Here is a 22,337-nt window from a genome sequence, read left to right as displayed (position 1 = left end):
TTTGCTTAGCGTTTCCGAAGCGATTTATCCGATTTGAGAATTTGGATCACAGTTCGCCCACTAGAACTATTTCCAAAGCCAGGGCGGATAGGCGTCCAGATCGCCGCGTAAATGGCGCGCGAGCATTTGCGCTTGCAGATAGGGTGTCAGGCCCAGCGGAGCTTTCTCTTCGAGGAAAGGATGGATTCGTTCGTCTTTTTTGCGCTCCTGCCAAGCCGTCAGTACCACTTTGCGCGCTTCATCGGACATCATCACTGCGCCGCCATCGCGCGTCTCGAAATCTTTCGCACGCAACTGTCGCCGATTTATGAGCGACAGGGCCAGGCGATCGGCGAGAATCGGCCGCATTTCCTCCATGAGGTCGAGCGCCAGCGAAGGACGACCTGGCCGGTCGCGGTGCAGGAAACCGACGGCTGGATCGAGTCCGACACTCTCGCAGGCGCTGCGGCAATCATGAGTCAGTAGCGTGTAAAGGAAAGAAAGCAATGCATTGACCGGATCGAGTGGTGGCCGACGTGAGCGTGCCGTCCAGCGCATTTCCACGTCCGGCGAGCGGATAAGATGATCAAACACGGAAAAATAAAGATTGGCCGCCTCGCCTTCGGAACCGCGCAGCCGATCCAGCGTGTCATCGGAAAGTTCGACGCGGCGTAGGATGCGAGCAAGACGATCAGTCACAAAAGAAATCGCATCGCGCGCCTCATCGGAATAGTCCTGACCATAATCTCTCAAGGACCGCATCAGGACCGAACGCTGGTTTGCCACCTTGCCTATGATGATCGAACGGACGATTTCCTCCGGTTGGTCGGAAGCACGATATTGCGCACGGCGCAGCAGAACGTTGCCAGTGACAGCGCCTTCGACACGAGCTTGAAACCGGCCGTTTCGGTCGAGCAGCACGATGGTGATGCCTGCTGAAGCGCAGGCGGCCATCAGCGCAGGCGAGATGAAGATAGCTCCGAACAAAGCGACCGAAGCAAGCATATGAAGAGGAACGCGGGCGCGTTCCGTTCCCTCGACTTCAGCCACGAGGTTTTCGCCGTCCTTGCGCAGTGCGGCGTTTTCCGTGGTGACATAGAGGGTATTGAGAAGTTTTTTCATGGCGATCCATCATCCGCAAGCAGCCGCGCCAGCATGCGGCTGCGCCACGCTTTGGCGGGCCTTGCGACCGCATCCGGGCGGCAGAGTTCGATCAGCGAGCAGGCGCGGCAACGATCCTTGCGCACGGTCGGCGGTGGCGTGCGACGGTTTGCGAAGACGTCGGCCAGCGCCGTGATCGTTTCTTCTGTCAGGAGGCGCAGTTCAGCGTCGAAGGGCACGCTAAGCCGACGCTTGGTTTCCGCATAGAAAAGCGCGCCTTCCGCAACCGGGCGTCCTGTCATTTCTTCAAGGCAAAGCGCCTGTGCGCAGAGTTGCACCTCGTCGGCGCGGTGGAGCTTGGCCTTGCCGCGCTTGTATTCCACAGGGTATGGCGTTTCGCCATCATCACCCGGCAGGAACTCGACAATGTCGGCAACGCCGGTAATGTTCAGCCGTTTCGAGGCCAGCGGCAACGCCATCACGCGCCGCACGCCGCGTGCTTTACGCATCCCACCCTTGTCGGCCACCTGATGCAGCACCTGCCCCTCGGCCGTGAAGCGGTTTTCAGCCCAGACGCGCTCCAGATGAATCAGCGCCGCCTGCCGCATGCAGTAGACGGCGTGCTGGAGCGCAGAGAGCGGGATCGGCTCTGTTTCACCAACGCTATCGGTTGCCGATCCCTGCATGGCTTACAGCTTTTCCATGATCTCGACGCCTTCGGGAAGATTGTCGCGGTCGATCGTCACCATGTAGTCGGAAAATTTGCGGGCCGGCGGCAGATTGTCGAGACGCTGGTCAATGGTGCGGAATTCTCCGTCCACATTGCGACCGATGCCGACGCGCTCGAAGAGCTTTCCGGCGGGCGCGTTGCCGAGCGCATTTTCATGTTTGAACACGATCAGCTTGCGCGTCGTCATCTCGCCGCGGGCGGCAGATCGGTCATGCTCGAACATGGTCGTCAGCGCCTCGAAAAGCAGATCGAGGTCGCTTTCCGAAAAGCCGGTGCGCTCGGCGAATTTGGCGGAGATAAAGCCATGCGCGACATAGAGGCCGTAGGGCACGATATGCTTGCGGCCCATGGTGCGATTATCGATCCGCTCATTCGCGTCGTCGCCTTCCGTCTTCTGCTTCTTTTCTGCCTCGTTGGTCGCCGCCATGCGGGTGATGGAGATTTCCACCGGAACGATCGGCTCGACGGAGCTTGCGAAAGTCAGTTGCACCGGGCCTTTGACCTGTCCGGCATTAATGCCGGTCGACATGACTGCTCCAAATGTGCGCACGTCGAAGAAATTCCGGCACATGAAATCGCGCAACTGGATGGCTTCCGCATCATCCTTTGGATTGAGCTTGGCCTCCTTTTCCACTTTTTGGTCGCCGGGGCGCAGCGCCTTATAGGCCTGGCGGTGCTTTTCGTTCAGGATCGCGCCTTCCTGCACATAGATGTGAAAGCCCTCCTGGCCTGCACGGGCCAGTTCGACATAATTGCGGATCTTGCGCTTGAGGCTGACGTCGGAAACAAGGCCGTGATTGGTTTCGGGGTCGAGGCGCGGGAGATTGCCGGCGTCGGGGTCTCCATTGGGATTGCCGTTGGTGACATCGAAGATGAGGACGAAGTCATAGCGGTTGGCGAGCGTGGTCATCAGGCGTTGTCTCCGGTTTCAGTCGTGTCGGCGGTCTTGCGCGATTTGAAGAATTCACTGTGCTGGTGATGGTAGCCAAGGCCGAAAAGAGCCTGCTCGTTGGCCGAAAAAGAAGATGGGTACGGGTCCTTTCCCGGCTCCATCAGATCCATGATCTCTTCCTGCAATCGCACCAGATTGATCTGCCGGCCCTTGCTTTGCTTTCCGATTTTGGACAGATGGTTCGCCGAACCGGCGTCGAGCATCGAAAAGACCTTGCGCGGCGTGGCCGATGCGGATGCGTAGAATTTGTCCTTGATCGTCGCATTGACATTGTTGCCAAGCGCGGCGCGCTGGATTTCTTCATAGACCGCGAAAAGCCGGCCTAGCAGGTAGCCTTTATTTCGTTCCTCCGGATCGAGCGCCACGGGAACCTCCATCTTGTAGTTTCGCATCAGAACAGCTTTGAGGATGCCGGTCCGCAAGGCGTTCACCTCGCCATCGGCGCGGATACGCATCAGCGTGGTGGACAGAAGCGTCAGCGGGTAATTCGTACCGGCGAGGATCGAACGCATCCAGTCTCCGGCGAGATTAGGCGGCACGTTCTCCCGCTTGCGGAGCACGGCCAGTTCGACCAGATAGCGCCAGAGCGGCGGGTAATCGTCGCGCGGCGGCGGCTCGACGCGCATTTCCGAGACGAAACGCTGGTAGCGCCTGGTCAGCGTCTGGAAACTGCCCTCGTAAAAGAAGCGGATCGAAAGCCGCGCCGCATTGGGCGCGAGCCCGAGAACATAGAAATCGACCTTGTCGGCGAGCTTTGGCTCGACTTCGCTTAAGGAGTCGCCCCTGCGGATGCGTTCGATCTGGATGCCGATCGTCTTCGTGGCTTCTTCGTCCGCAGCCTTATCATTATCATCGATAAGGGCGGCGAAGAAGCTTTCAGCGGCGTTCGCGGCTTCCACATTCGATGCATCCGCCCAGAATACGGTCGACGTGTCGCCGATCTGCACGCGGTGGCTGCTGTCACGTTCGAGGAAGTGATTGAGGACGGTTGTATATTTAGCGGCTGCCAATTCCGATATGGGAGCGTTGCTTCCCTGCTTGTGACCATAGGATGCGAAAGCGTCGAGATTGAAGGAAACAAGCGCCGCACCGGAAGATTGCGCGCCCCAGACGCCCTTGACCGAGGGATGCAGACGGGCAACGGGACCCGTTTCTCCAGTCACAAGACAAATCTTTGCCGACTTGTCCGCCGCCGAAGATTGCTTCTCCCAAAGCTGTTCGGCTGCTTCACGCTCATGCAAAAGCTGTTGCCGCCGCTCACTTTCCAGCGCAAAAACAGCATTCTGGTCCTTCAAATCCTCGGACCATTCAGGTGGCAGAAGATATTCGGGCGACCAGTTTTTCAGAAAGAGCAGGAGTGCGCGAAGTCCCGCATCCTGCGTGCCCTCTAGAGCTTCCACATGTCGTTTAACGAAGGCGGCGTGTTCGTCTGCTGTACGCTTGCCTTCACCGGCTGTAACGCCAAGAACATAGGATGTCTTGTCCCACAGAAAATTCGGTGCAATGCCAGCCGTACGCTTGACCGGCTGCGGCACCAGCAACATCGGCGGCTGCTTCTTCTTGCCGGTTCCATCGCGCAAATCGGTCACGCTGGCGACGCTGCCGTCTTCGTTAAGACCGATAATGAAACCGATCTTTTCCATCGAATAGCCGAACGGCGGGGCGTCTGGCAGGCGCCCATAGGCCCTGACCAGTGAAGCGAGAATGCTCATCTCAGAATCTCCCCCGAATGAGGGGAGGGCACCTTCATGACGCCGCTTTCCAGCTTGGCGCGGAAAAACAGCGCAGGTTTTCCTTGCGCCTGATGGTCGATGTCCCAGAGCATAAGTCCGAGGTCGCGGGTTTCGTCTATCGCGACAGGCAGAGGTGCATGGGGGTCGAGCAGTTCAAAATGCGCAGCGAATTCTCGCGTACCGAGGCATGGCTGGTGGAAGCATTGCCCGCGTGCCGCGCGCCGGTTGAAAGTGTCGAGATGCTTGCCCTCATTGTCGTCCGGTCCCGCCTTTCCGGTCATTTCGAAATGCGCTTCGATGATATAGGCGGGCTTGACCAGCACCGTCGAAGCCCGCTGTTGCCGATCTTCATCTACCAGCAGTTGCAGGCCTTCGAGATCGCCGCGCTTCATGGCGCTCTTGACCTTGCTTGCCGGTATCTTGCCGCCAACTTCGTTGCGGCGGATCGATTGAAAACGGATCGGCTCAAGCACATGGATCGCGTCGATGATCCAGCGGATAGCCGGTTTCCAGTGGATTGCGTCGAGAATGCCTCGTGCCGCCGATGGCGTCAGAACGTCATAGCTTACACGCTCGACCTTGAGTTCAGGTCTGGTGAAGCAGGCGTAATCGCCAGAAATTTTTAACTTCACACCATAGGGCATGGTGGCTCGCCCCTTTTTAACATTAATATTTCAACTCGTAGCAGTCTTGTTTCTATCCACGCCATCAAAAGAGAGCGACGAGGCGAGCCTCAAGGATTATTACACAATCGCACCAACTTAACCAAGACATAGACGGTTATAATGGCAACGTTAGACCAGAACTCCGGTTCTTTGAGTGGGGGCAATCGCATAGAAACCTCCATCGAGCATCTTCCCATAAGGTAAGGTGCTTTGATAGAAAGTTCAAGACAGCTACTAGTTAATTTCCTAAATTAACGAATTTTCTATCGCCAGATAGTCCGCATCCTCCCATAGCAATCCAACATCGGGTTTATAGAGACTCGAATTCTGCAAAACTGCGAACTGGTCCCCCCGCAAGTCCGGATAAACGAAGGCGACGTGACCGTTATCGATTAACAGATCGCGGGCCTTCGGCGGAACTTGCACAATATAAGTCTGCAACTCACGCGCGATTCTGCCAGACGAAGCTTCCTGAGCTTTAAGTTTGCCAACAGCGTTTTTTGCAACCGGATCTGTTTGAATAATCACAGGCTCCATGCCGCTTTCGATCATGCGAAATTTGTCGGCCACCGTGCGGAAGGCGAAATCCGTGCCTGCTGGCCCCAAGCGGAAATCATCGAGGATTTTCTTGTGGTCGCGCCCGTCCGCGCCCACCCGCCAATAGACCTCGCCGAAATAGTCCTCGATGGCCTCAAGCGATTGCAGATCGATGTGATTCTTGCGCATGCGTCCCAGATCGCCGATCAACCCCTTGATCTCCGCGGGCGGCGGATAATCGGGCGCGGAAAACACAGTGACGATACTTTCTTCTACGGGTCGCCGGCCCTCGCGGTTTACGCGGCCCGCAGCCTGAATGATCTGTTCCAGCCCGGCTTCCGCCCGCCAGGCTTTCGGAAAGTCGACATCGACGCCCGCTTCGATCAGGCTCGTGGCGATGACCCGGCACGGTTTTCCGGCTTTCAACCGCTCACGCACATCGGCGAGTATCTTCTGTCGGTGCGCTGCATATTGCCGCGTGGTCAGATGCACGAGGCCGGAAAGACCTTCCGCATTCGTCTGCCGCCATAGTTCCAGCGCATGTTTGCGGCTGTTGACGATAACAAGCGCTTGCTCCGTATCCCGCAAAGCCGCGACGAGCGCGTCGTTGTTCATTTCTCCGGCCTGAACGATTGTAGTGCGCCGAAGTGCGGATGAAAGGGCTTGCGGATCGGGCGCAAGCTCGCGTCCCTCCAGCGGAAGGCCGTTGGCAAGCTTGCGCTGGTCGAAGGCCGGCTGCGTCGCCGTACACAATACGATGCTGCAACCGTAATTGAGCGCAAGTTCATCCAGCATGCGCAGGCACGGCATAAGCAATCCGCGCGGCAGCGTCTGGGCTTCGTCCAATATAATGACGCTGTTCGCTATATTGTGGAGCTTGCGCGCCCGCGAAGTTTTTGCGGCAAAAAGGCTTTCGAAAAGCTGCACATTCGTCGTCACGACGGCGGGCGCGGACCAGTCCTCCATCGCCAATTGCAATTTGCTCTTGCCTTCTCGCGCCTTCGAGCCTGTCTTTTCTTCATCGATTGCGGAATGGTGCTCAAGCACATTTTCCGAGCCCAGAATGTCGCGGAAAATCGCCGCAGTCTGGTCGATGATCGACGTGAAGGGGATGGCGTATATGATGCGTGAATGGCCATGCGCTTTGGCATGGTCCAATGCGAAGCCAAGCGAGGCTAGCGTCTTGCCTCCGCCTGTCGGTACGGTCAGTGTGAACAGGCCCGGCGCTTGTGTGGCGTTTGACCGGACATGGTCGAGGATATGGCCACGCAGGCGATTGAGTTCGGTGTCGCTTCTGCTTTTCGCCGCCATATAGGCGTCGAATTGGGCAAGGAAATTTGGCAGGCAATCCTGGAGCAAAGGCCAGTCGCGGTCGGGCTTTAAGCCTTCGAGCGCCTGGTAGAAATGTTCAGTGTCCTTGTAATCCGCATCCACCAGACACGAAAAAAGCATCCGGGTCATGATGGAAAGTTGAAAGGGCGCGCGCTTCTTGTCGGGCTTGCCGATATTCGCGGCAAAGGCAGGCATGAGGCCCTTCGTGTCCGCAAACAGCTCTTGCTTCCAAATATCGTCCAACGGTTCGAGTTGCCGCTTCAGCCGGAGATTGAGGCAGGACACATTGTCCGTGTGACGATCCGGCAGTCCGGCATGATGGCCGGCGATGCAATATGCGATCAATTCGGCGATGGCCTTGTTGTCTTGCCCGCTCACGAAATCGCTGAGCATCAGATGCGCGCCGGCGGTTGAATGGTCAACCGATGGGCCGCTTCCGTCCAGTCGCCTCTGGAAAGCAGCAGTGTATTTACCGAGATCGTGAAATAGCCCCGCAAGAAGTGCGGCTTTTTCCAACCCCAAAGGCGCGGCCATTTTTGCGGCCAGTTCAGCGACAGCGAGAAGATGATCTCGCAGCGTTTGCCAATCGTTTTTATCCGAAAGTTCTACCGAATGCGCGAAATAGCGCATACTGTATCCCCCCACTTGCCCCCGTTACAGTCGTAACTTATCGAGATTCGCCGTGAATGCCACCTTATATTTTGTACGGCGATATTCGAACCTTATCCAAATGTCGGTTTCACTCTCCCGTATCAATATGGATCAACCCACATCGAGCAGTGTTCATTGTTGCGTTATTTCTAGTTAAACAAAGTGCTTCGGATAAATAAGTAGCCGCAATTTTGTCGATCACCAACTTCTCCTGAAGCGCGCTCGGATTAAAGTTGCGTTCAATACGTCTTCAGGTTCGCTCTTTGACATTGTGAATCTGTTGCCACGCGAATTTGCGCGCTACAAATAGCCTGCGCAGAGATTAATGCTGCATCGGGGCATTAGGACACCGTGTCGAGCAGTGGCTTTAAATCGAAAAAGTGAATATTTTCAGTGAGTTAACTGGTGCCGCTTGCGTGACTCGAACACGCGACCCCATCATTACGAATGATGTGCTCTACCAACTGAGCTAAAGCGGCGGAAGAACTGCCTGTTGCAGCCCTTGGAAAGTTTGTCCGGTTTGTTACCAGACGGTGCGCTGATAACCAAAAGCACGAGGGAAAGCAAGGTCCAAATTGAACAATTCTCATCTTGCTTGCAGACTTACGGCTTCATGGCAACAAACCTATCCTGTCGTGAACACGCTGCCCTTGCCGTACCGGCTTATCCGGAAGAGCAGAGCCTCTCGCGTGCCTGTGCATATTCGCGCGCGAGGCGGTCGACCAGATCGGCTGTCGGCAGAATTTCCTCTACCGCAGCAATCCCCTGTCCGCAGCCCCATATATCTTTCCAGGCTTTCGCGCCTTCTGGCTGCGCTGCAGCAAAATCCATTTTGGAAGGATCTGCATCCGGCAGTTTATCCGGGTCTAGGCCGAATCTGGCAATGGAAGGCTTGAGATAATTGCCGGCTATGCCTGTGAAATAATTTGAATAGACGATGTCGGCGGAATTAGATTCGATGATCATCTGCTTATAATCGTCGGGCGCGCGGGCTTCGGTCGTCGCAATGAAGGGCGAGCCGATATAGGCAAGGTCGGCACCCATGGCCTGTGCGGCAAGAATGGCGTTGCCATTGGCAATCGCACCGGAGAGCAGCAACGGGCCATCGAACCATGCGCGAATTTCCTGGATAAGTGCGAAAGGCGATAGCGTACCGGCATGGCCGCCCGCGCCCGCCGCCACTGCGATCAGGCCATCGGCGCCTTTGCGGATCGCCGATCTGGCATGGCGGTTGTTGATAGTGTCGTGCAGGACGATGCCGCCATAGGAATGGATGGCCGAATTGACCTCTGGTACAGCCCCCAGAGAGGAAATGACGATGGGGACCTTGTATTTTACACAAAGCTCCAGATCATGTTCCAGCCGCCTGTTGGTGCGGTGCACAATCTGGTTGACCGCAAAAGGCGCAGCCGGACGGTGCGGATTGGCCGTATTATAGGCGGCAAGCTCCTCGGTAATTTCTGCCAGCCATTCATCGAGCTGGGCTTCGGGTCGGGCATTGAGTGAGGGAAACGCGCCAATAATGCCCGCCTTGCATTGCGCGAGCACCAAAGCCGGATGCGAAATGATAAACAAGGGTGCCCCGACGACCGGAATCCGCAAATTGCCTGTCAAAATATCCGGCAATGCCATTCTGTCCTCCGTTTAATGATCTTTACGTAAACGTCATAGAGCATTTCCGGCAAAAATGGAAATCACCCTTGTTGGAAAATCAGCTTGTTGGACCGATTTATTGTTCCACTCCAATGTGTCTGAAAATATAGTAAAATAGAAAAGCAAAGGGGTTCCGGCAATTCCGCTTGAAGATGAGTTGCGGCGGCGGCAAGGGTGAAATCAGGCAGGCAGGCCGGTGTCGTTGGAGCCCGCTTATGAAAGCATGTCCTGTGAACGGGCCTGGGTTTTATGAGAAAACCACGTATAAACGAAGCAGGCAGAGCCGTTTTAGTCATGAAATCATAAGCTGACATGTATTAAATGGCCGGGGAAAACTGCTCAAAGGACGATATTTGACCGGTGCTGCCAATCATACTGGCTAGCCAAGCCATGGATTGAACAGGTAAACATCTTGATTCAGACAAGAATATCGCAGAGTCTTAATTAAGGATATTCGGAGATAAGGTTTTGGCGCCGCCATGCTGGTGCAGCCAGAATACGCGAACGAGGGAAGATCGGCCTTTTGGAAAGCATCGAGCGCGCAATCAGGAACGCATTTGCAAAAGCGGAGGCGCATAACCCGGCGACCCGCCAGCGCATTTATGAAGCTGCCTGGGGCGCGCATGAACGCGCGCTTGCAACGAATACGGCATTGAATGCCGAGCAGAAGACGCATCGGCGCGAGAAGCTCAAGGAGGCGATCTCGCGCATTGAGCAGGAATTCTCGCCCCGGCGGGAGACTCCACGCCAGCACGAGCCCTCGCTCGATGCGCCAGATATGATCGATCCCGTTCTGAGAACGGCTGATTCTGGAGCCGGTCCGGTGCTGGCGGCAGAGGATATTCGCCCGGCTGCGGACAAGAGCGGTCGCGGCACGCAGCCGGGCTATGACACGGATACGCGCCGTCGCAAGCGTTCGAAAAAGCGGCATTCGCCATTTTACACTTACGGCATTCCGGCTTTGGTGCTGATTGTGGCAGGCATGGTCGGCTATTCATTGTACAATAGTTTTGCCGATTTCACGCGCGGGTCCTCTTCGCCGCTGCATGCCGATAGCAGTCTTGCGCCGGTCAAGGAGGGCGAGGATCCGGAGGGGCGCGAATGGATTACCATTTTCACGCCGCAGGATGCAGTGCGCGTGTCCGTGCAGGGGCGTGCGCAGGTGGAAATCATGAACGAGGGCAATAATAGTTTCGCGCGTATTCAGTCTCCGGCGACGGAAGATACGATCACCGTCGATGTGGGCGAGGGCGTCCTTGCACAATTGGCGGGCAAAAAGGCCACTTTCGACATTGTGGCGCGCAGCGAAGGCGAAGAGAGCACGCAAATGTCGGTGAGCTGTGATTTCGCCGCTATGGGTGACTGCGGGAATCGGCGTTATAATGTTGGCGACACGATCAATGATTTTCTTTTCGATGTGGAGTTCCCGGTTGACCAAAAGGCCAATGGCGCGGGTAAGATCATGATCAATTCGGACCTTGAGGGCAAAGGAAAGCCCGTCGACATCTATGCCATTCGCGTTACGGCTGTACAGGCGGGCGAATAAGCTATCCCTGTTGAGACTTTGCCGGAGTTCTTCAGGCTTTTGTTTAAACGCGCATCTTTTCTGAAAACCGTCTCACACTTTTCGGGATGCACTCTAGGTCGTGGTTACGATCTAATCCTTGCGGAAAAGCAGGCGGCCCAGCCAGCCGGTGGTGATTGCCAGAAAAACGGCGAAAAGGCCATAGAGCAGGCTGTTCTTATGGGCTGCGTCGTAAATGCTTTGCTCAAGGCCAGCCTTGACGATTTCGAGACTGGCATTGGCCTCGCGCAGAAATACGCCATGGCGAAACAGCAGCGCGCGTGCGCGGTGCCGTCCGACCGGTACATTGGCTGATAGGTTCAGTGTGGCGCGAAACAGCGTGCGCGATACGAATTCGACGCCGCCGATAGACTGGCTATAGAGACCCTGACGAATTTTTATGGCGCGCAGCTCGTCGGCGAAAGCGGGAATATTTCCCGAGAGGGTCGACGGGTCTTCGGGCACCAGATAGAAATTGTTCACCCCCACCGAGAGCTGGCGAAACGTCTTTTCGTCCGCAATATCCTGCAAATTACGTGTGGATGCCAATGAATAAGACAGCGGGACGCCCATAAAGGTCTCTGAATCCGCATTGACCCACACGCCGAGATAGCGCTCTTTCTTGCGCACGACCAGATCGCGAGAGGGGCCTTGCAGCACGACGATGATGTCATAGCGGCCCTGCCGCTGGATGAGCGGATCGGCATTGTCGAGCGCGCCGAAAATCGTCAGCCGGGTGCCGCCATAATTCGAAGTGATGGCGATGGTTTCGGTCGAAAGGCCGATCTCGATGGATTCCTCAGCAGGGTTCTGCAATTGCGGCATGCCGTTGCTGTCGCCGCTGGAATTGATCTGCGTGGCGGCTGGCAGGGCGGAAAGGCAGAGCGCCGTTAAGGATATGAGTGCGCGCTTGCTCATGTCACATATCCGCAAGCGATATGGAAAACAGGTTGTCGGGCCGCACGAACAGGCCGAAGGCAAGGCGCAATCCCACGGCAAGAACCAGAAGCGCCAGCAGCAGTCGCAATTGCTCGCCGCGCAGCTTCTGGCCCGCGCGTGCGCCATATTGCGCACCGATAACGCCCCCCAGCATCAGCAGAAAAGCCAGCACAATATCGATCGACTGGTTGGCGGTCGCCTGCAAGACGGTTGTGAAGGCAGTGACAAAGGTAATCTGGAACAGGGAGGTTCCCACCACGACATTGGTGGGAACATGCAGCAGATAGATCAGCGCCGGAACCATGATGAAACCGCCGCCGACGCCCATGACCGAGGAAAGAAGGCCGATGAAAAAGCCGATGCCGAGCACTGGAATGATGCTGACATAGATGGTCGAAGTGCGAAAGCGCATCTTGAAGGGCAGTTTGTGAATCCAGGTATGCTGACCGGAACGTCGTGCGGCGCTGGCTTGCCCCTTTTTGCTGCGACGCAGGGCACGCAGGCTTTCGATCAGCATCAGCCCGCCGACAGTGCCCAGAAAGAAGACATAGAGGATGGAGACGATCAGATCGAGCTGGCCGAGATCGCGCAGCCACGAAAAGACGAATATGCCGAAGAGAGAGCCCAGAAGGCCGCCGGCAACAAGGAACAGTCCCAGCTTGATGTCGAGCGTGCGGCGTTTGAAATGCGCAAGCGCACCTGAAACCGAGGAGGCGATGACCTGATTGGCGCCGGTCGCAACGGCAATTGCTGGCGGAATGTTATAAAATATCAGTAGGGGTGTGATGAGAAAGCCGCCGCCGACGCCGAAAAGCCCGGAAAGAAACCCCACGGCAGCGCCCATGCCAAGCAGAACCAGCATGTTGACCGACAATTCTGCAATGGGAAGGTAAATACCCAATTCCGAACCCGGTTGTACAACGCATGACACGCAGCCGCTTGCGGCTGCGCCGGGCCGCAAGGTCTGTCCATACGGTCTTGCGCTTTCGAGGCGGCGAAGTCAAACCCTGATTGGAAATAGAGTTACCATGTGGAAACTGTGTAACTTTCCTGCAATAATCCACTAGCTGAAAAATTGGAAAATTTGCACAAAAGCGCTATGCGCTTTTGCTGGAATGCTTGTCTTGCCTGCCGCGATCTTTCAGATTCGCTCCTTACGCTTTTGTTGTTTTAACGCGCATCTTTTCCTAAAACCGTTTCACACTTTTCGGGATGCGCTTTAAGTTGTTGTTTTAACGCATGTCGTTATCCCGAAACCGGTTCCCACTTTCGGGCGACATGCTTTAGCCATTCATCTTCAGAAGCAGTTGCACGAGTTTCTGGTCGACTTCGCCTGTCGGGTTCTGGCCGTTCGCCTTCTGGATCGCGGCAATGGCATTGCGCGTCCGGCTGCCCATGATGCCATCCGCACCGCCGACATCATAACCATTCTTCTGGAGAATGAGCTGAATATTGCGCACCGCCTTTTTCATATCTGCCGGAGCCTCAGTTACGCGCGCATTTTCCGACCAGTCTGCCGGGACGTCGAGAGAATTGGCCGCTTCATTCAAAGGCTTTGCCTTCCAGAGCGTCACTGCGCCCTCGGCACGCTCACGCTGTATCGGTGTGAGTACGACTTCGATCTGATCGCGTTTTTGCGCTGAATCCTTGTCGCCGGAATTGGCGGCAAGGGCGAACCACTTGTAGCTTTCTTCAAGGCTGACCGGCATTCCGAGGCCCTTCGCGGCCAATATGCCCAGATTATACTGGCTGTCGCGCACGCCCAGTTCCGCGGCTTCGGTAAACCAGCGTACCGCCGCTGCATTATCGGGCGAACCATTGGCGCCCGAAGCATAAAGCACGGCGAGATTATGCATGGCGCTGGCGTTGCCCTGTTTTGCTGCAAGCTGATACCAGTCCTTTGCCTTGCCGATGTCGCGGGGCATGCCAAGGCCTTTTTCATTGAAATTGCCAAGGCGATATTGCGCCGGGGCGAAATTCTGCGCTGCCGCCTGTTCATACCATTGTGCGGCCTGCGCGTAATCGGCGGTTACGCCCTGACCTTCCATATAGCGCGTGCCGATTGCAAACAGCGCACGGGCATCGCCCCCGGATGCGGCATCGCGCAATGCCTGCGAGCCTATATCTTGCGGAATATCGAGATGTACTGCTTCCGGCCTGGTTGCGGGTTGTTCACTCTCACCGGCCTGGGCTTCATCCATGTCGCTCGTCGATGTCGCCGAAACCGGGCTTTTGTGCAGGCTTTCAGCACGCGGCTCGGTGATCTGCGGGGCAGGGGCAATGGCCTCCGGCATTTGCGGCAGTTCCTGCATTTGCGCCTCGACGGGAGCAGCAGGCTCGTGGGCCGCTTCCGGGATTGATGCGGTGACTTCCGGGTCAACTTCCTGCTCGCGGGAATGCAAAAATGCAGGGCCGATCTGTAAACCGGCTATGGCGATCATGACCGCGCCAATGCCCATCAGGATCGATTTGCGCTGGCGGTGAAAAAAGCTGCTTCGCGGGCCTTTGTCGCCTTCGATGCCTTTGGTCAAAGCTTCTTCGAGCTGTTTTGATTCCTCGGCGGCCTGCTGCGCGGCGCGGCGCGCGGCAGAAATAAGATCGGCCTTACGTTCGGTCTGCTTTTCGCCCGCTTCCTGCTGGCTGCGTTCTTCACGGACACGGCGCATGATCGTGTTAAGATCAAGCACGCTGTCACTATCGGGCTGGGGCGAGGCGACCGACGGCACGGGCGCAGGCTCACTGGCCACCTTCGGCCTGAGTTGGCCGAGTGCCTCATCGAGCTGCGGATATTCGGCTCTCATCCTGCTTTTCTTGTCGGCTGGCAGGGGAGTTGGGCTGGCGACCGCGCGTGGTGCTGCGGCTGGAAGATTGCCCGTAACCGGCGGCTTGCGGTGCAAATGCTGCTCAAGATGCGTCAGGCGGTCCACGACCTTGACAAGTGCCTCATGCACCGCCTCGAAGGACTTGCCGTTGCGTTCTTCTGCTGCGCGCGCAAGGCTTTCAAGCGAGCTGATGTCATGGGAAAGCTGACGGGCCAAGGCGCTGTCGTTCTGCGATCCGCGTTCGCTCAAGCGGGCGATGGCGCTTTCGGCAGCTTCACGCGCCACATCGAAAACGGCTTCCCGACCGGAAGCCAGCGCCCGTTCGATTGTATCGAGGCGCGGCTCGAGTGCCACGAGTTCGGGAGACGGCTGCGCCAGATGCTGTGCGATCATGGCAATCTGGCTTTCCAGATTATGGATCGCCTCGTGGTCGGCGCGATGGTTCGAGAATTGTGCATCGAGCCTGCGGGTCAGCGCCGCAAAATGCTCGTTCATTTTATCGAGAACGGCGGGACCGGCTTCCTCTGCCTGCTTTTCCATAGCGGCGAGCCGGTCGCCGATCTGCTCAAGACGAGTGTCGAGCGCGGCATAATCGGACTGGCGCGGATTATCGATGAGTTTGCCCAGATGCTGCGCGAGCAAGCCGAGTTGACGGGTGAGCGGCGCAATCATCTGCTGGGGCAGGTCAGCGGTCATATTGAGCGCATCGACGCGCTGCGAGAGATCGTCAAGGCGGCGAAGCAGGATGTCGAAGTTCTGCCCGGCCAAAGACGCATCAAGCTGCATGCCCAGTTCGCTCAATTGCTTTTCGATCCGCTCCAGCCGGATCGCTTCATCGTGGTGCGAATGAGGACTGCGGCCTGAAGCCGTGGTTTCATCGAGGCGCGTGAAATATTCGTCCGGCTGCAACCACGATTCATCGGCCCCATAGCTCGTGTTTTCGGTCGATGGATCGAAAGGAGTGTCGAATTGCGCCAGCCGTTCTTGAAGTTCGCTCAGGGTGCGGCGCAGTTCATCTGTCCTGTTCGATGCGGACTGGCGTTCCCGCAGGGCGTTGAGTTCATTTATTATGGAATGTGAACCGGAAGCCGAAAAGGAATTTGCCATGAGAGCCACTTTTCCATCGATAAAACAGTCGTTGCATCGGCCTGAAATCGGAAAGCGCGATACATAGGTTCAACACTCGGAGCGTCCGGTCCGCGTGTTGATGGGCGATGGCGTTCACGAATACGCCGCTGCAATGATTTCCTGGCTCCATATTCTTACGAACATGGTAAATAAGTCGTTAAACCGCTGTAAATGATGGCCTGCAAAGCGCGAATGAAATCGCCCGGGAGAATATTAAGTGACAAAATTTTATGAATTTTGGCGTTCATCCGCCGCTTATAGAGTTCGTATCGCGCTCAATCTGCTCGATCTGCCTTACGAATCGGAAGCCGTTAATCTTGTAGAGGGGCAGCAGCACAGCGAGACCAATCTTTCGCGCAATCCGCAAGGTCTTGTGCCGACGCTTGAAATAGATGGCGTATCGCTGACGCAGTCGCTTGCAATCCTTGAATATCTCGACGAGACGCGCGGGCCGGTTTTCTTGCCATTGGACGCTGCCGGTCGGGCGCGCGTGCGTGCGCTGGCTTATGCGGTGGCGATGGAAATCCATGCCGTCTGCAATCTTCGCGTCGGCTCCTATGCGGCGCAGAATTCAGACGGCAATATAAGCATGAAAAGCTGGCAGCAACATTTCATCGCTTTGGGATTTGGTGCGCTGGAAAAGATGCTCGACCATCCCGACACAGGGCGCTTCTGCCATGGTGACAGCATAACGCTTGCCGATATTTGCCTTGCGCCGCAACTCTATAATGCACAGCGCTGGGAAGTCGATCTGAGCCCATTTGCAAATATCCGCCGCATCGGTGCAGAGCTTGCGGGCGTGGAGGCGTTCAGGAAGGCTTATCCAAAGGATCCTTCAGGCGCGAACTGACCATATGGCAGCCTTGCCGCCAGACGCATGATGCTCTGGCTGCAAGGCTGTGTCGTGCGTAGCTTACGCCAGAGGCTTGTATGCGATCACGTCCATTTCCACCCTGGCGTCGATCATCAGCGGTGACTGCACCGTGGAGCGCGCGGGCGGATTGTCGATGAAGTGTTTTTGAAACACGGCATTGAAGCTTGAAAAATCGCGGGCGTCATCCAGCCAGGCATTGACCTTCACCACATCGGCGAGGGTGCAATCGACCAGCGCCAGCACGTCCTTGATATTGGCAATGACCTGCTCCGTCTGGGCGACGATATTGCCGGCTACGACTTCGCCATCGACGGTTGGAACCTGTCCGGAAACATAGACGAAATCGCCTGCGCGGACGGCCTTGGCAAAGGGACGGCGCTGGCCGCCTGCCTGGCTGTCGGCGGTTTCATAACGGATCAGTTTTTCATTGCTCATGGGTAACTCCTTCATTCGATACGCGCCGTCGATAGCATAAAATCGTCGTTCATGCTGCGGAAAGCCGCTCGTCCTGCTCGGAAATTTCATGCACGAAATGCCCCGGCGACACTTCGATATAAGTGCGCTTGACGGGGACATAATCGAGCGGACGCAGCGGGCTTTTGATCTCCGTGCTCAATTTGGGCCGCGCAAGGCCGCGCAATTTCGGGTCGGGAATGGGAACGGCGGAAATCAGCCGCTTCGTGTAAGGATGCTGCGGGTTGTTGAACACCGCTTCCCGCGGTCCGATCTCGACAATTTCGCCCAGATACATCACCGCGACCCGATGACTCAGCCGTTCCACCACCGCCATGTCATGACTGATGAAGAGATAGGCAAGATTGTGCTGTTCCTGCAAGTCCAGCAGAAGATTGGCCACCTGCGCCTTGACGGAAACGTCGAGCGCGGAAACCGCCTCGTCCGCGACGATCAGTTTCGGATTGAGCGCAAGGGCACGGGCAATGGAAATGCGCTGGCGCTGCCCGCCGGAAAATTCGTGCGGAAAACGATCGGCCATGAATGCCGAAAGCCCGACCTGTTCGAGCAGTTCCGCGACGCGATCCCTTGCCTGTGCCTTGCCCATCAGCTTATGCGAAAGGATGGGTTCGGCAATTGCAGCGCCGATCTTTATGCGCGGATTGAGCGACGCAAACGGATCCTGAAAAATCATCTGCGTATTGCGGCGCATGGCTCGCAGGGCGGAGGCGCCAAGACTGGTTATATCTTCACCGTCAATGATGATATTGCCCGAAGTCGGCTGCTGCAACCGCATGATCGCACGCCCGGTGGTTGATTTTCCGCAGCCCGATTCGCCTACCAGTGCAAGCGTTTCACCGGGGCGAAGATCGAAGGATACGTCTTCGACGGCGTGAATACGGCCATGGGGCAGATCGAACCGGACCACGATATTGGAAGCCTTGAGAATAGGCTCCCGCTCTGCCAGCACCGGCTTTGTCTCCGCGCCATCGGTGGCGTTGCCCGTTTCGGGATCGACATGCGGAAAATGCTTTGGCGCTTTCGCGTCGCCCATCGTTCCCAGCCGGGGAATGGATGCGAGAAGCGATTTTGTATAGATGGCCCGGGGGGCTGCAAAAATTTCTTCCGTTTGTCCGGTTTCAATCATGTCGCCGCGAAACATGACGACAGTGCGGTCGGCCACTTCCGCAACCACACCCATATCATGGGTGATGAACAGGACCGCCATATTCTCTTCGCGCTGCAATTCACGAATGAGATGCAGGATTTCCGCCTGAATGGTGACGTCGAGCGCAGTCGTAGGCTCATCGGCGATCAGCAGCCTGGGCCGACAGGCCAATGCCATGGCGATCATCACGCGCTGGCGCATGCCGCCTGAAAATTTATGCGGATATTCGTTCAGGCGCGTTCTGGCGGCGGGAATACGCACGCGCTCCATAAGGCGCAAGGCTTCGGATTCCGCCTGTTTCCAGCTTAGTTTCTGATGGAGAACAAGCGCTTCCGCCAGCTGGTTTCCAACCGTAAAGACCGGGTTGAGCGAGGTCATGGGCTCCTGAAAGATCATGCCTATGGAGCCGCCGCGCACCGAGCGCATTTCCTTTTCCGAAATCTGAAGCAGGTCGCGCCCGTCGAGCAATATGCGCCCTTCGGATTTCGACTTGTCCCTGGGCAGCAGTCGCATGGTGGAAAGGGCGGTCACGCTTTTGCCCGATCCGCTTTCGCCGACGATTGCAACGGTTTCGCCCGCCTCGACATGAAAGCTGATATTACGGATGATAGAGCGCCAGTCATCTCCCGTCTTGAACGAGGTCGTTAGATTTTCAACCGACAATACCGGCTGCGAGGTTTCACCAATACCAGTCATGATCAGCTTTCCTTCGCAAGTCGCGGATCGACGAGATCGCGCAGGCCGTCACCGACAAGTTGCAGCGAGAGAACGGAAAAGACGATCGCCAGACCCGGAAACAGCATCAGCCACGGCGCATTGTTCATATATTCGCGGCCCGATGCCAGCATCGTCCCCCAGGTCGGCATGTCAGCCGAGACACCCACGCCCAGGAAGGAGAGGCTTGCTTCGGCAAGCATGGCGGAGGCAAAGACGAATGTCGCCTGCACCAGAATGGGGGATGCCAGATTGAGCAGCACATGCCGCAGCAATATCTGCCATGTCGGCAGGCCGAGCGACACGGCGGCCTCGATATAAGGCATTTCACGAATAACGAGTGTCGAGCCGCGCACGATACGCGCCAGACGCGGCGCATAGGTAATGCCAAGCGCGATAATCACCGTAATCAGCGATGGCCCGAGGGCTGCGACCAGCGCGATGGCCAGCAGAATGTCGGGAAAGGACATCATGGCATCAAGCAGGCGTGAAATCGGCGTGTCGAGCTTGCGGAAATATCCGGCTGCGACTCCTAGAATGACGCCGATGATCGTCGAGATGACGACAACGCCGAGGCTGACGAGGAGCGATATGCGCCCGGCATAGATCGCGCGTGAAAAAATATCGCGCCCGAATTCATCCGTGCCGAAAAAATGGGCCCAGGACGGTTCCTGCAACTTGTTGACGATGGAGAGCTTGTTGGGCGCATAGGGCGAGACCCATGGCGCAAGCAATGCTGCCAGCACCACGATCAGCAAAATGAGTGCGCCAAGAAGAATGGCGCGATTGCCAAACAGGCGGCGCAGGCTGCTTGCGAAGGGCATGGAGAGAGAAGCGAGTGTCACAGGCGTACCCTCGGATCGACCAGAATGTAAAGCATATCGACCAGAAAATTGATCAGGACATAAATGGCTGCGACGACAAGCAATGTTCCCTGAATAACGGGATAGTCGCGCCGCAATACAGCCGAGACGACGAGATTGCCGATGCCCGGCAGGCCAAACACGGTTTCGGTGACGACAGCACCGGCCACCAGCATGGCGATCGACAGGCCGATGACGGTGATGATCGGCACGAGCGCATTCTTGAACGCATGCTTGAGAATGACGCGCGCTTCGCTGGCGCCCTTGGCGCGCGCGGTGCGCACATAATCGTCGCCAAGCACATCGAGCATGGCTGCTCGCGTAAAGCGCGTAATGAGGGCCGAATTGACCACGCCCAGCGCCCCGGCAGGCAGGATGAGATGCTGGATGCGCACCAGAAAGCTTGTATCAGGCCCGCCATAGCCGGATGCGGGAAGCCAGCCATATTGAACGGCGAAAACCTGAATGAGTATCAATCCAAGCCAGAAGCTGGGCACGCTCGCTGCAATCATGGTCAGCGTGACGACCGACTGGTCGAACAAGGTGCCGCGTTTTACCGCCGAAAGCACACCGACCGGCAGCGCGATCAGCACCGCAATCAGGATGGAGAACAGCGTGAGGAAAAAAGTCGGCTCCGCACGCGAGGCGAGTGCCTGGGTGACAGGCTGGTTGAGAAATATCGACTGGCCCAGATCGCCCTGGAATATCCCCAGGACGAACTGGCCATATTGTACAAGAAGCGGTGCGTCGAGGCCCATTCGCGCGCGCAGGTCTGCAATATCCTGCGGCGTCGCGTCGGACCCGAGCATGACTGCCGCCGGATCGCCGGGCGTGACCCGGACAATGACGAATACGACTGTCACCACGAGAGCAAGCACGACAACCATGCCTAGCAGACGGTGTAACAGTGCCCGGGCGATCCTGTGCATATCAGCGCCTCACTTTGCCGGAGTTACATTCCAGAAATGCGGCCAATAGGTCGGGGTATAACCTTCCACCGAATTGGCCAATCCGGTCAGCGCATTGAAATTGCCGACCTTGTAGAGCGGCGCATCCTCATAGATGACGGTCTGGATGCCTTCCCACGCCTTCTGCTTGGCTTCGTCGGTCGTCGCTTCCATATAGTCGGCAACGGCCTTGGCCTTCTGATCCGAGACGTACCAGCCCGGATAGGTGTCCGTGATGGTATTGATGGTCGTCGGATCGCCGGGGAAGTTGGAATGGGTGATGAAAATATCCCATTCCTTGGGATCGGCGCGCCGCGTCGTCAGCGTTGCCCAATCCACCACCTGCAAGTCGACCTTGAAGCCGGACGCTTCCAGATAGGCCTTGGCTACTTCACCGATCTTGTAGTGGAATTCATACTGGCGGCTGGTCATCAGGCGAATGGGCGTGCCGTCATAGCCGGCTTCCTCAAGGAGTTTTGCCGCAGCTTCAGGATCACCCTCGCCATAACGCGCAACACCGGCTTCCGTATGCCAGAAGGAGCCATTGGGGAAGATCGAGCCATCGACGGTGTAGAAACGGTCATCCGAAAAGGCTGCAAGCATCATGTCGGACGCATTGAGCGCTGCCTGCACCGCCTGGCGCAGTTCCTTTTTGACGAGCGGACCTTCCTTCATATTCATGTTGAGCGATGCCCAGCCGGAATTCTCGAAGATAACCGGCTTTGCCTTGTCGCTGGCCTCGATACGCTCATAAGCACTGACGGGCAGGGAATCTGCGAAATCGAACTGACCGGAAATCAGGCCCTCGACACGGGTATTGGCGTCCGGCACCGGCACGAAATGCAGCTCTTTTGCAATGGCTTCGCGCTTGCCCGCATAATTGCTCGGCTCGCCTTCGGGCGATTTATAATCCTCGAAACGCACAAGCTGGGTATATTGGTCGGGCTTGCGTTCTTTCAGCGCATAAGGGCCGGTTCCGATAAATTGCGTCAGCGTGTCTTCCACGGTTTCCGATGGAATGATGACGGAAGCTTGCGAAAGGGTGGCAAGAAGCGGCGCATAACGCGATTTGAGCTTGATGATTACCGCATGGTCGCCATCTTCGCTCATATTTTCAATGATTTCCGCGACCTGCTTGCCTTTGGAATTGATTTCCGTCCAGCGCTTGAGCGAGGCCACCACGTCCTTTGAATCGAAATCGCTGCCATCGTGGAATTTCACGCCTTCACGCAGGGGAATGCGGTATTCCAGCCCGTCTTCGGATATTGTCGGCATGTCGGCTGCAAGGAGCGGCACCGACTTCCATTGCTGATCATAGGTATAAAGCGTTTCGAAAATATGCTGATCGATCGTCAGGACGATGTCGGTCGGCGTCTGCATCACGTCGAGCGTGGGCGGCTCGCCGATGGTTGCAATCGTCAGCACGCCGTCGGAGGCCTGAGCCATCGCCAATGCGCTTGAACACATGAGTGCCGCACCTGCAGCAGCCAGCAAGAAACCTTTTTTCATATCAACTCCCCTTGAAAGCAGAC

17 protein-coding genes and 1 tRNA gene are annotated in these 22,337 nt (G+C 56.8%); 2 read left to right on the top strand and 16 right to left on the bottom strand.

Features of this window, described 5'->3' with window-relative positions:
* Positions 1 to 66 precede the first annotated feature (66 nt).
* The 8 genes from cas1c to DKP76_RS07700 all read right to left on the bottom strand — a co-directional run bounded on the left by cas1c (position 67) and on the right by DKP76_RS07700 (position 9,312).
* Positions 67 to 1,101: a type I-C CRISPR-associated endonuclease Cas1c gene (gene cas1c / locus DKP76_RS07735; RefSeq protein WP_109705822.1), complete on the bottom strand. Its 1,035-nt coding sequence runs from the start codon at positions 1,099 to 1,101 to the stop codon at positions 67 to 69.
* Positions 1,098 to 1,766 carry a CRISPR-associated protein Cas4 gene (gene cas4 / locus DKP76_RS07730; RefSeq protein ID WP_109705821.1) on the bottom strand — a complete coding sequence of 223 codons (669 nt, stop codon included), beginning with the start codon at positions 1,764 to 1,766 and terminating at the stop codon, positions 1,098 to 1,100. Before cas4 ends, cas1c begins: the two co-directional genes overlap by 4 nt.
* A gap of 3 nt (positions 1,767 to 1,769) precedes the next feature.
* On the bottom strand, positions 1,770 to 2,720 hold the full coding sequence (gene cas7c, locus DKP76_RS07725; protein ID WP_109705820.1) for a type I-C CRISPR-associated protein Cas7/Csd2: 951 nt from the start codon (positions 2,718 to 2,720) through the stop codon (positions 1,770 to 1,772).
* Positions 2,720 to 4,474, bottom strand: coding sequence for a type I-C CRISPR-associated protein Cas8c/Csd1 (gene cas8c / locus DKP76_RS07720; protein ID WP_109705819.1), 1,755 nt, complete (start codon positions 4,472 to 4,474; stop codon positions 2,720 to 2,722). The genes cas7c and cas8c overlap by 1 nt, the downstream gene beginning before the upstream one ends.
* On the bottom strand, positions 4,471 to 5,139 hold the full coding sequence (gene cas5c / locus DKP76_RS07715) for a type I-C CRISPR-associated protein Cas5c (protein WP_109705818.1): 669 nt from the start codon (positions 5,137 to 5,139) through the stop codon (positions 4,471 to 4,473). Before cas5c ends, cas8c begins: the two co-directional genes overlap by 4 nt.
* 267 nt (positions 5,140 to 5,406) lie before the next feature.
* Entirely contained in the window at positions 5,407 to 7,659 is a 2,253-nt protein-coding gene (gene cas3 / locus DKP76_RS07710; RefSeq protein ID WP_109705817.1) for a CRISPR-associated helicase Cas3', read from the bottom strand.
* A gap of 424 nt (positions 7,660 to 8,083) precedes the next feature.
* Positions 8,084 to 8,159 (bottom strand) — tRNA-Thr (locus DKP76_RS07705).
* A 184-nt stretch (positions 8,160 to 8,343) separates the two neighbouring features.
* Positions 8,344 to 9,312 carry an NAD(P)H-dependent flavin oxidoreductase gene (locus DKP76_RS07700; protein WP_109705816.1) on the bottom strand — a complete coding sequence of 323 codons (969 nt, stop codon included), beginning with the start codon at positions 9,310 to 9,312 and terminating at the stop codon, positions 8,344 to 8,346.
* Between the two features lie 544 nt (positions 9,313 to 9,856).
* On the opposite strand from DKP76_RS07700, the gene DKP76_RS07695 reads away from it, so the two are divergent.
* Positions 9,857 to 10,879: a hypothetical protein gene (locus tag DKP76_RS07695; protein WP_109705815.1), complete on the top strand. Its 1,023-nt coding sequence runs from the start codon at positions 9,857 to 9,859 to the stop codon at positions 10,877 to 10,879.
* A gap of 111 nt (positions 10,880 to 10,990) precedes the next feature.
* On the opposite strand, the gene DKP76_RS07690 is transcribed toward DKP76_RS07695, so the two are convergent.
* From DKP76_RS07690 to DKP76_RS07680, 3 genes are all read right to left on the bottom strand, one after another.
* Positions 10,991 to 11,815 (bottom strand): TIGR02186 family protein, encoded by an 825-nt coding sequence (locus tag DKP76_RS07690; RefSeq protein WP_109705814.1) that lies wholly within the window; start codon positions 11,813 to 11,815, stop codon positions 10,991 to 10,993.
* A gap of 1 nt (position 11,816) precedes the next feature.
* Entirely contained in the window at positions 11,817 to 12,737 is a 921-nt protein-coding gene (locus DKP76_RS07685) for a sulfite exporter TauE/SafE family protein (RefSeq protein WP_109705904.1), read from the bottom strand.
* A 382-nt stretch (positions 12,738 to 13,119) separates the two neighbouring features.
* Positions 13,120 to 15,765 (bottom strand): peptidoglycan-binding protein, encoded by a 2,646-nt coding sequence (locus DKP76_RS07680; RefSeq protein ID WP_109705813.1) that lies wholly within the window; start codon positions 15,763 to 15,765, stop codon positions 13,120 to 13,122.
* A gap of 238 nt (positions 15,766 to 16,003) precedes the next feature.
* On the opposite strand from DKP76_RS07680, the gene maiA reads away from it, so the two are divergent.
* Positions 16,004 to 16,636, top strand: coding sequence for a maleylacetoacetate isomerase (maiA, locus tag DKP76_RS07675; protein WP_109705812.1), 633 nt, complete (start codon positions 16,004 to 16,006; stop codon positions 16,634 to 16,636).
* Positions 16,637 to 16,699: 63 nt separating this feature from the next.
* Here maiA and DKP76_RS07670 read toward each other — a convergent pair whose 3' ends face one another.
* From DKP76_RS07670 to DKP76_RS07650, 5 genes are read right to left on the bottom strand one after another with little or no spacing between them, the layout of a single operon-like run.
* Positions 16,700 to 17,095: a RidA family protein gene (locus tag DKP76_RS07670; protein ID WP_109705811.1), complete on the bottom strand. Its 396-nt coding sequence runs from the start codon at positions 17,093 to 17,095 to the stop codon at positions 16,700 to 16,702.
* Positions 17,096 to 17,144: 49 nt separating this feature from the next.
* Complete coding sequence (locus DKP76_RS07665) at positions 17,145 to 18,977, bottom strand: ABC transporter ATP-binding protein (protein ID WP_109705810.1); 1,833 nt, start codon at positions 18,975 to 18,977, stop codon at positions 17,145 to 17,147.
* Positions 18,978 to 18,979: 2 nt separating this feature from the next.
* Positions 18,980 to 19,819 (bottom strand): ABC transporter permease, encoded by an 840-nt coding sequence (locus tag DKP76_RS07660; RefSeq protein WP_109705809.1) that lies wholly within the window; start codon positions 19,817 to 19,819, stop codon positions 18,980 to 18,982.
* A 17-nt stretch (positions 19,820 to 19,836) separates the two neighbouring features.
* The gene (locus DKP76_RS07655) at positions 19,837 to 20,778 is read right to left on the bottom strand and encodes an ABC transporter permease (RefSeq protein ID WP_199224780.1); all 942 of its coding nucleotides are present in this window, start codon (positions 20,776 to 20,778) and stop codon (positions 19,837 to 19,839) included.
* 18 nt (positions 20,779 to 20,796) lie between these two features.
* A complete protein-coding gene (locus DKP76_RS07650; RefSeq protein WP_109705807.1) occupies positions 20,797 to 22,314 on the bottom strand; it encodes an ABC transporter substrate-binding protein in 1,518 nt (505 codons plus the stop codon).
* Positions 22,315 to 22,337: the final 23 nt, after the last annotated feature.

The sequence above is a fragment of the Falsochrobactrum shanghaiense genome (assembly GCF_003149535.1).
GTDB lineage: Bacteria > Pseudomonadota > Alphaproteobacteria > Rhizobiales > Rhizobiaceae > Brucella > Brucella shanghaiense.
Note: the sequence above shows the minus strand (reverse complement) of the source record. Positions and strands in the feature narration are given on the sequence as shown.